General features: G+C 72.6%; 5 protein-coding genes, 2 tRNA genes and 1 pseudogene. 3 read left to right on the forward strand and 5 right to left on the reverse strand.

Annotated features, from left to right (window positions below; genetic code table 11):
* Nucleotides 1–129 precede the first annotated feature (129 nt).
* Both trmB and ACFWBN_RS00070 read left to right on the forward strand, forming a co-directional pair.
* A complete protein-coding gene (gene trmB / locus ACFWBN_RS00065) occupies nt 130–969 on the forward strand; it encodes a tRNA (guanosine(46)-N7)-methyltransferase TrmB (RefSeq protein WP_385168050.1) in 840 nt (279 codons plus the stop codon).
* A gap of 94 nt (nt 970–1,063) precedes the next feature.
* On the forward strand, nt 1,064–2,368 hold the full coding sequence (locus ACFWBN_RS00070) for a PrsW family intramembrane metalloprotease (protein ID WP_385168891.1): 1,305 nt from the start codon (nt 1,064–1,066) through the stop codon (nt 2,366–2,368).
* A gap of 36 nt (nt 2,369–2,404) precedes the next feature.
* Here the strand turns inward: ACFWBN_RS00070 and ACFWBN_RS00075 are convergent, their stop codons facing one another.
* From ACFWBN_RS00075 to ACFWBN_RS00085, 3 genes are all read right to left on the reverse strand, one after another.
* The gene (locus tag ACFWBN_RS00075) at nt 2,405–3,451 is read right to left on the reverse strand and encodes a M23 family metallopeptidase (RefSeq protein WP_385168053.1); all 1,047 of its coding nucleotides are present in this window, start codon (nt 3,449–3,451) and stop codon (nt 2,405–2,407) included.
* A gap of 305 nt (nt 3,452–3,756) precedes the next feature.
* Nucleotides 3,757–4,926: a PP2C family protein-serine/threonine phosphatase gene (locus ACFWBN_RS00080; protein ID WP_385168893.1), complete on the reverse strand. Its 1,170-nt coding sequence runs from the start codon at nt 4,924–4,926 to the stop codon at nt 3,757–3,759.
* A gap of 199 nt (nt 4,927–5,125) precedes the next feature.
* Nucleotides 5,126–5,199: transfer RNA gene (locus tag ACFWBN_RS00085), tRNA-Met, on the reverse strand.
* A gap of 316 nt (nt 5,200–5,515) precedes the next feature.
* Here ACFWBN_RS00085 and ACFWBN_RS00090 point away from each other — a divergent pair.
* Nucleotides 5,516–6,784 (forward strand): hypothetical protein, encoded by a 1,269-nt coding sequence (locus ACFWBN_RS00090; protein WP_385168055.1) that lies wholly within the window; start codon nt 5,516–5,518, stop codon nt 6,782–6,784.
* 77 nt (nt 6,785–6,861) lie between these two features.
* Here ACFWBN_RS00090 and ACFWBN_RS00095 read toward each other — a convergent pair.
* Together ACFWBN_RS00095 and ACFWBN_RS00100 are read right to left on the reverse strand one after the other, a co-directional pair.
* A tRNA-Lys gene (locus tag ACFWBN_RS00095) sits at nt 6,862–6,934 on the reverse strand.
* A 150-nt stretch (nt 6,935–7,084) separates the two neighbouring features.
* Nucleotides 7,085–7,408: pseudogene (locus ACFWBN_RS00100) on the reverse strand (RNA helicase); the annotation flags it as partial.

The raw sequence follows: 7,408 nt of genomic DNA on the forward strand, positions 1-7,408 counted from the left end.
GGGCTGGATATGCCGCGCAGCGGCATATCCAGCCCCGCCGGCGTTTGAGGCGCGGGGTATGGGGCGGAGCCCCGGGGCGGCCGGCAGGCCGCTGCCCTGACGCGCGCCCCGTCGTAGAATCGGCACATTGTGTCTGAGTCCCTGAACCCCCAGTCCCCCAGCCGCCCGGACGTCGAGCTCGCACCCGCCGCGCCCGCACCCGCGCCGGAGGCGAACTCGTACGTGCCCCCCAAGTGGCGGACCGAGCCCCGGTTCCCCGAGGGGCCCTCGCCCGATCCGGCCGGCTCGCACCACGAGCGGCGGATCCGGAGCTTCCAGCCGCGGCGCAGCCGCGTCACCACCGGTCAGGGCGAGGCCCTGAAGCGGCTGTGGGGCACCTGGGGCCTGGACATCGACGGTCACGACGTCATCGACCTGAAGGCCCTCTTCGACGGCCTCCCCGTCGTCCTGGAGATCGGCTTCGGCATGGGCGAGGCCACCGCCCAGATGGCCGCCGCCGACCCCGCCACCGGGATCCTCGCCGCCGACGTGCACACGCCCGGCCAGGGCAACCTCCTCGCCCTCGCGGAGCGGGGCGGCCTCACCAACGTCCGCGTGGCCAACGGCGACGCGATCATCCTGCTCCGCGAGATGCTGCCGCCCGACTCCCTGGACGGCATCCGCGTCTACTTCCCGGACCCGTGGCCCAAGGCCCGCCACCACAAGCGCCGGCTGATCCAGCCCGAGTTCCTCACCCTGGCCGCCACCCGGCTGGCCCCGGGGGCCGTGCTGCACTGCGCGACCGACTGGGAGCCGTACGCCGAGCAGATGCTCGAAGTCCTCACCGCACACCCGGACTTCGAGAACACGCAGCCCGACGGCGGCTATGCGCCGCGCCCCGACTTCCGGCCGCTCACCCGCTTCGAGGGCCAGGGACTCGACAAGGGCCACCTCGTACACGACCTGCTCTTCCACCGCATCGAGAACTGACAACGTCACCGCGCGTGTCAGACCCGCTCTGTAGGGTCATCATGTGTTCCGAGCGCTGTCCTCCGTGCTCGCACGCACGTCGGGCACGGTCCGCATGTGCGTGCTCGTCGTCCTGCTCGCCGCCACCGGGATCGCGATCCTCGAACTCGTGCGGGAGCAGACCGGCACCCCGGGCTTCTTCGTCGGCCTCGGTCTGGCCCTGCTGCCGGTGCCGCCGCTCATGGCGGCCTTCCGGTGGCTCGGCCGGGCCGCGCCCGCGCCCTGGACTCAGTTGCTGTTCTGCTTCGGCTGGGGTGCCTGCACCGCGGCGTTGATCGCGATACTGGCCAACAGCTTCGCCACCCAGTGGATAGCCGCGGCCACCGCCGACCCCTCCGACGCCGACCAGCTCGGCTCGGTGGCGATCGCCCCGGTGGTGGAGGAGAGCGCCAAGGCGGCCGCCCTGCTGCTGGTGTTCGTGTTCCGAAGACGGCAGTTCACCGGCCCGGCCGACGGCTTCGTGGTGGCCGGCTTCACCGCCACGGGCTTCGCCTTCACCGAGAACATCCTCTACCTCGGCAACGCCTTCGGCGAGGACGTGGCCGAGGGCACCGGCGTCCTCGACTCGGTGACGGCCGCGACCTTCTTCGTGCGGATGGTGCTCTCGCCGTTCGCGCACCCGCTGTTCACGGTGCTCACCGGGCTCGGTTTCGGCGCGGCCGCGGTCAGCGCCGGCCGTGCGCGCAGGATCGGCCTGCCGCTGCTGGGCCTGGCGCTCGCCATGGGACTGCACGCGCTGTGGAACAGCTCCTCGCATTTCGGGGAGTACGGGTTCTACGCGGTCTACGGCTCCGTGATGGTCCCGGTGTTCGGGCTGCTCGTGTGGCTCGCCGTGCGGATAAGGCGCCGGAGACTGCGGGCCGTCGCCGGGGAGCTGGCGGTGTACGCGGCCGCGGGCTGGCTCGGCCCGGCCGAAGTACCGGCGCTGGCGTCGATGCCGGCCCGGTCGCTGGCCCGCACCCTGGCCCGGCGCAGCGGGGGCCGGGCCGCAGGCCGGGCGGTCGCCCTCTACGAGGCGGATGCGGCCGCGCTGGCCCTGCTGCGGAACCGGGCGCGCCGCGGCGGCCCCGCTGAGGAGCCGGATTTCGCCGGGCGGGAGCGGGAGTTGCTCCACAGCCTGTGGATGCGCCGGGCGACGGCGGGTCCCGCGCTGGCCCGCGCGGCGGTCATGGAGGAACTGCTCCCGCCGTGGTTCGACCCCCTGGCCCGCGGCAGGCCGGGCACCGGCCCCGGTCTCGACCCCGGTTTCGGCCCTACGGACGCGCCGGCCGGCGTACCGGCTCAGAGGCGGGCGGACGCCGGAAGTCCGGACCTGGTGGGCGCGGACGCCGGACAGCCGTCCCTTTCGGATCTCGCCTGACCCGCGCCGCTCCGCCCCGCCCCGCTCCGCTCCGCCCTAGACGTTCAGGCCCTTGGACTCCAGCCAGGCCAGCGGGTCCATCGTCGAGCCGCCCTTGCGCACTTCCAGGTGGAGGTGGGGTCCGGTGACGTTGCCGGTGGCACCGACCCGGCCGATGGTCTCGCCCGGGGCCACCGAGCCGGAGGTCACCGACATCGAGGAGAGGTGGCAGTACCAGATCTCCGTACCGTCCTCGAGCTCCAGCACGATGCGGTAGCCGTACGCCCCGGACCAGCCGGCCGAGGTGATCTTCCCGGCGGCGACGGCCTTGGCCGGGGTACCGGTGGGGGCGGCGAAGTCGAGGCCGGTGTGGTGGCCGGAGGACCACATGGAGCCGGAGTCCCCGTAGTGCGAGGTGAGGGTGTAGGCGGAGGTGGGCAGGGAGTAGCTCCCGGTCAGTTTGGCGAGGCGCTCCTGCTCGGCCTTGGCCTCGGCGGCCTCCTTGGCCGCCTTGGCCTCCTGCTCCGCCTTCGCGGCGGCCGCGGCCGCCGCTTCCTCGGCCGCCTTGCGCGCGGCCTCCGCCTTGTCCTTGGCCTCCTGGGCGGCGGTTTCCCGGGCGACCCTCTCGACCTCGGCCTGGGCCTGCGCCTCGGCGGCGCCCTGCTGGGACTCGGCCTGCTGGAGGATGCGGTTGCGCAGTACCTCGCCGGCGTCGGCCTGGTGGTCGGACTGCCGCGGAATGATCCCCGTCCGTGCGGCCGTCCGGGCCGCCGCCCCGGAACCGTCGTCCGAGTCCGGGCCGTTGTCGTCGGCGACTCCGCCCACGGAGGCCTCGCCGGTCATCAGGTCGGGCAACGAGGGCAGGGATATCGCGACTTGGGGCCGGTCCTGCGCGGTGGCGATGCCGCCCGCCCCGACCGCCGCGATCACGCCGACGCCGAGCACGGTGGAACTGCGGGCAAGTCCCCCGCGCGGCTTGGCCACTCGGTGCTTGCCGCGGACCGGACGGACCGAATCCTCGGTGGGATTCCACTCGCCCCAGGCCCCCGCGGTGGGCGGCTCCTGGATCTCGATGCCTTCAGGGGCAGGCAAGTTGGAGGCCACCGGGGCACACTCCTCATTGACGCGCACGCGCACGGCGCCGTCTCTTGCGACGGCTGGGACGACCGCGCTGCGTTATCGAAAGGTAATAGACGCGGGGGAGTGATTCCAAGCTGTTGCGATTGATCGTTCCCACCAATCGGCCACTCCCCGATGGGTTCTGGCCTGGGCTTTTACCTACAAATAGGTACCAAGTCGGGCAAAAATCAAGCGACTCCCCCATCTCTTCAGCCACACACGCGTCATGATGGTTCGTCAATTTCCTTGCGCAGAGCGGCCTTTCGACTACACGCCGTTACGATTGGCCCTTACGCGTCTCCGTTGCGGCGCACCACCGGAACCGTCCGCCGCCGCGCCGGCTGACCCTCCCCCGGCCGGCCCACCGCGAGCAGGGCCATGTCATCCGTCGTCCCGCCCCCCGTATGCCGGCGCACATCGCTGCTGAGCGCGCCGAGCAGCTCCTCCGGCCCGGGGAAGACCCGCCCGCGCAGCCGGTCCGCCGGGTCGTAGAAGACCCCCGCCCGGTCCCGGGCCTCCGTCACCCCGTCCGTGAACAGCAGCAGGGTGGTCCCGGCCGGGAACTCCCACTCCTCGGCCCGGTCCGGCCGGCCGGCCAGCTCGCCCATGCCGAGCGGCAGCGCGTACTCCGCCGGGGCGAGCACCGCCAGCTCCCCGTCCGCGTACAGCAGCAGCGGCTCGGGATGGCCCCGGTTGAGCAGCCTCAGCACCCCCGCCCCGGGCGGGATCTCGCCGAGCACGCACGTCGTGAACCCCTCCACCGCGTCCAGGCTGTCGCGCCGGGTGCCCTCCCGGGCCAGGGCCCGCTCCAGCCGCTGCGCCAGGGCCTCCAGCGTCGGCTCGGTCTCCGCCGCCTCCCGGAAGGCCCCGAGGACGACCGCCACGGCCTCCACCGCCCCCAGCCCCTTGCCCCGTACGTCTCCCACGGCCAGCCGCACCCCGAACGGAGTGTCCTGGACGGCGTACAGGTCCCCGCCGATGAAGGCGTCGGCCTGGGCGGCCTCGTAGCGGGCGGAGACGTGCATGCCGCCGATCCGCTCGGCCGGGGTGGGCAGGACGGCCCGTTGCGCCGCCTCGGCGATCCCGCGCGCGGAGGCGAGCTGCTTGCCGCTGCGCCGCACCACCCGGTTGATCAGGAGCGCCAGCCCGGACACGGTCACCACCGTGACCAGCTCGGTCAGCGCCTCGACCTTCCAGCTGGTGCCGTTGTAGATGTGCAGCAGGACCACCGCGAGCGAGGACAGCATCCCGGTCACCGCCGTGCCCCGGAAGCTGAACAGCGGGGCGGCGATCAGCGGGGCCGCGGAGAAGAAGGGGGATCCGGTAAAGCTCGGCGGGGTCAGCACGTCGAAACCCAGCCCGAGGAGGATCAGTGCGCCCGGCAGCACCCGGACCACCCGCCGGGCCACGGCGCTGCCGCCGCCCGCGCGCCCCCCGTTGTCCTGCCGGCTCAGCCCCACCACGCTGCCCTCTCCTGCCGCCCGGCCGCTCGCACGAGTGCGGGCCCGACACCGCCTCGCCCCTCAAGGCTGGCGGCACGGGTGCCCGTACGGCGACCCGGCGGAGGCTGATCGGGTGACGGGGCGTGAGATGCCGGCGCCCGGGCCGGAACACGACGAAGGCCCGGTTCCCACAAGGGAACCGGGCCTTCGTACTGAGTAGCGGGGGCAGGATTTGAACCTACGACCTCTGGGTTATGAGCCCAGCGAGCTACCGAGCTGCTCCACCCCGCGTCGGTAAACACAACTCTACGCCATCCGGGGGGAGCCCTCCGCCAATTAACCTCCGGCCCACCCCCAGGACCCCCATCACCGCAGGTCAGAGGGGTTAAAACCCACCTGGAGCATGGCTTCCGGGGCGCGCCACGAACGAAGATCATCTCTGTTGCACGCCGGTGACACAGCAGCGATGGTTCCGGGATCGATCCCCGGCGATGATTCACCTGTCGCCAAGGCCAGGGGGAACGCGCACCGGCCGGGCGACACCATCCACACACCTTCCGGCCCGGCGCTCTGCCGTTGCCCTTGTGATTCCTGGGGGGAGTCCACCATGTCCGTTCGCACCGCAGCCGCCATCGCAGTCGTCGCCGGCGTTGTCACCACTCTGCTGCCGCTCTCGGCCACTGCCGCGTCCGCCGCACCCGCCGCCGACGGCGCCGACGGCGCCGCCGTGCTGCGCACGGAGATGAGCACCCCCGTGCCCAACGGTCCGCTGACCCGCGGCGGGGCCACCGAGGCCTTCGAGCTGACGGTCGAGAACCTGTCCGACAAGGCGGTCGAGTACAAGCCGTGGCTGCCGGTGGAGCAGACCGGCCCGAGCCCGCTGAAGGCCGATGACCTCCTCTTCAAGGTCGACGCGGTGGACGCGCCGGCGACCAAGTTCTCGGTCGGGCAGCAGGACGGCGGCTGGCAGGGGCTGTTCTACCCCGCGACCTCCGGACGGGCGGGCCACGGCTTCGACATCCCCGCGAAGGGCAAGATGACCTGGAAGGTCACCATCGGGCTCGGCGCGAACTACCCGGCCAACGATGGGGACTTCAAGCTCACCGCCGCCCCCTCCAACGGGCAGGAGCCCCGTTCCGGCGCCTCCCACGTCTTCAAGGTCGCCCCGCAGATCAAGGCGGGCGAGCTGAAGACCTGGTTCAACCAGGTCGACTCCGGCATGGACGGCCAGGACCAGCGCGCGTACCTGAACCTGAACTACCAGGCCACCGGCGACGGCACGTTCGACAGCGCCCTCGCGACCGCCCTGACCCTCTCGCACCCGGGCACGGAGAAGGCCGACTTCCGGCTCCAGGCCCTGATCGACGGCCGCTGGCAGGACGTCGAGGGCGACCACGACCGCTACCGGCTGCCCCAGGTTCCCAAGGGCTTCGGCGCCGCCGCCGGCGTCCGCACGGTGCAGCTGAGGGTCAGCCTGGGCAAGGACACGGAGCTCACGAAGAAGACCGCGATCAGGATGGACGCGGAGACCGGCCTCGCGCAGGGCAACACCTACCCCTTCAAGGGCAGCTCCGTGACCTTCCCGCTCAAGCCGATCGCGGAGCCCGCGCCCTCCTCGACGCCGTCCACGACGCCCTCCAAGGCCCCGGCCTCCACCCCCGAGGTGCGGCCGGCCGCGGCCACCTCCTCGGCCGCCGTCGCCCCCGCGGGCAACACCAACCTGACCACCACCACGGGTTCGGCCACCGGCTCCCTCGCGAGCACCGGCTCCTCCTCGGCCACCGGCCTGTACGCGGGCCTCGCCGGCGCCCTGGTCGCCCTCGGCGCGGCCGCCGCCTGGCTCGGCGCCCGCCGCCGCCGCGGCATCTCGGCCTGACGGCCCGACCTCCCGACCTCCCGACACGACGAAGCGCCCCACCCGATGACTCGGGTGGGGCGCTTCGTTCTGAGCGGTAGGCCATGTCGGACTCGAACCGACAACCAACGGATTAAAAGTCCGCTGCTCTGCCAATTGAGCTAATGGCCCTCCACGTGCTCACCCCAGAGCATAGCCGGATAGCGCCGGTCAGCCGATCGGGTATCCGGCTACCGGCCTGTCGCTCGGCGGCCGGGTGCACAACAGGGCCCCCACGACGGTGTCGTGGGGGCCCTGTCAGTGGTTCAGCTCAGGCCGGAATCAGCCGTTGCGCTTCCAGCGCGGCTTGTCGTCGCGGCGGCCGCCGAAGCCTCCGGTGGAACCGGAGCCGGACGGACGGTGGTCGTCGCGGCGGCCGTACGGACGGTCGCCGGCGCCGCCGGAGCGGAAGCCACCGGAGGGACGGTCGTCACGACGGTCGCGGTTGAACGGACGGTCGCCGCCACCGGAGCGGAAGCCGCCGGAGGGACGGTCGTCACGGTTGTACGTGCCGTTGCCCGTGGCCGGACGGTCGCCACCGGAGCGGAAGCCACCCGACGGACGGTCGTCACGGCGGAAGCCGCCACGGTCGCCACCACGGTCATC

This window comes from Streptomyces sp. NPDC059989 (genome assembly GCF_042736975.1).
Lineage (GTDB): Bacteria > Actinomycetota > Actinomycetes > Streptomycetales > Streptomycetaceae > Streptomyces.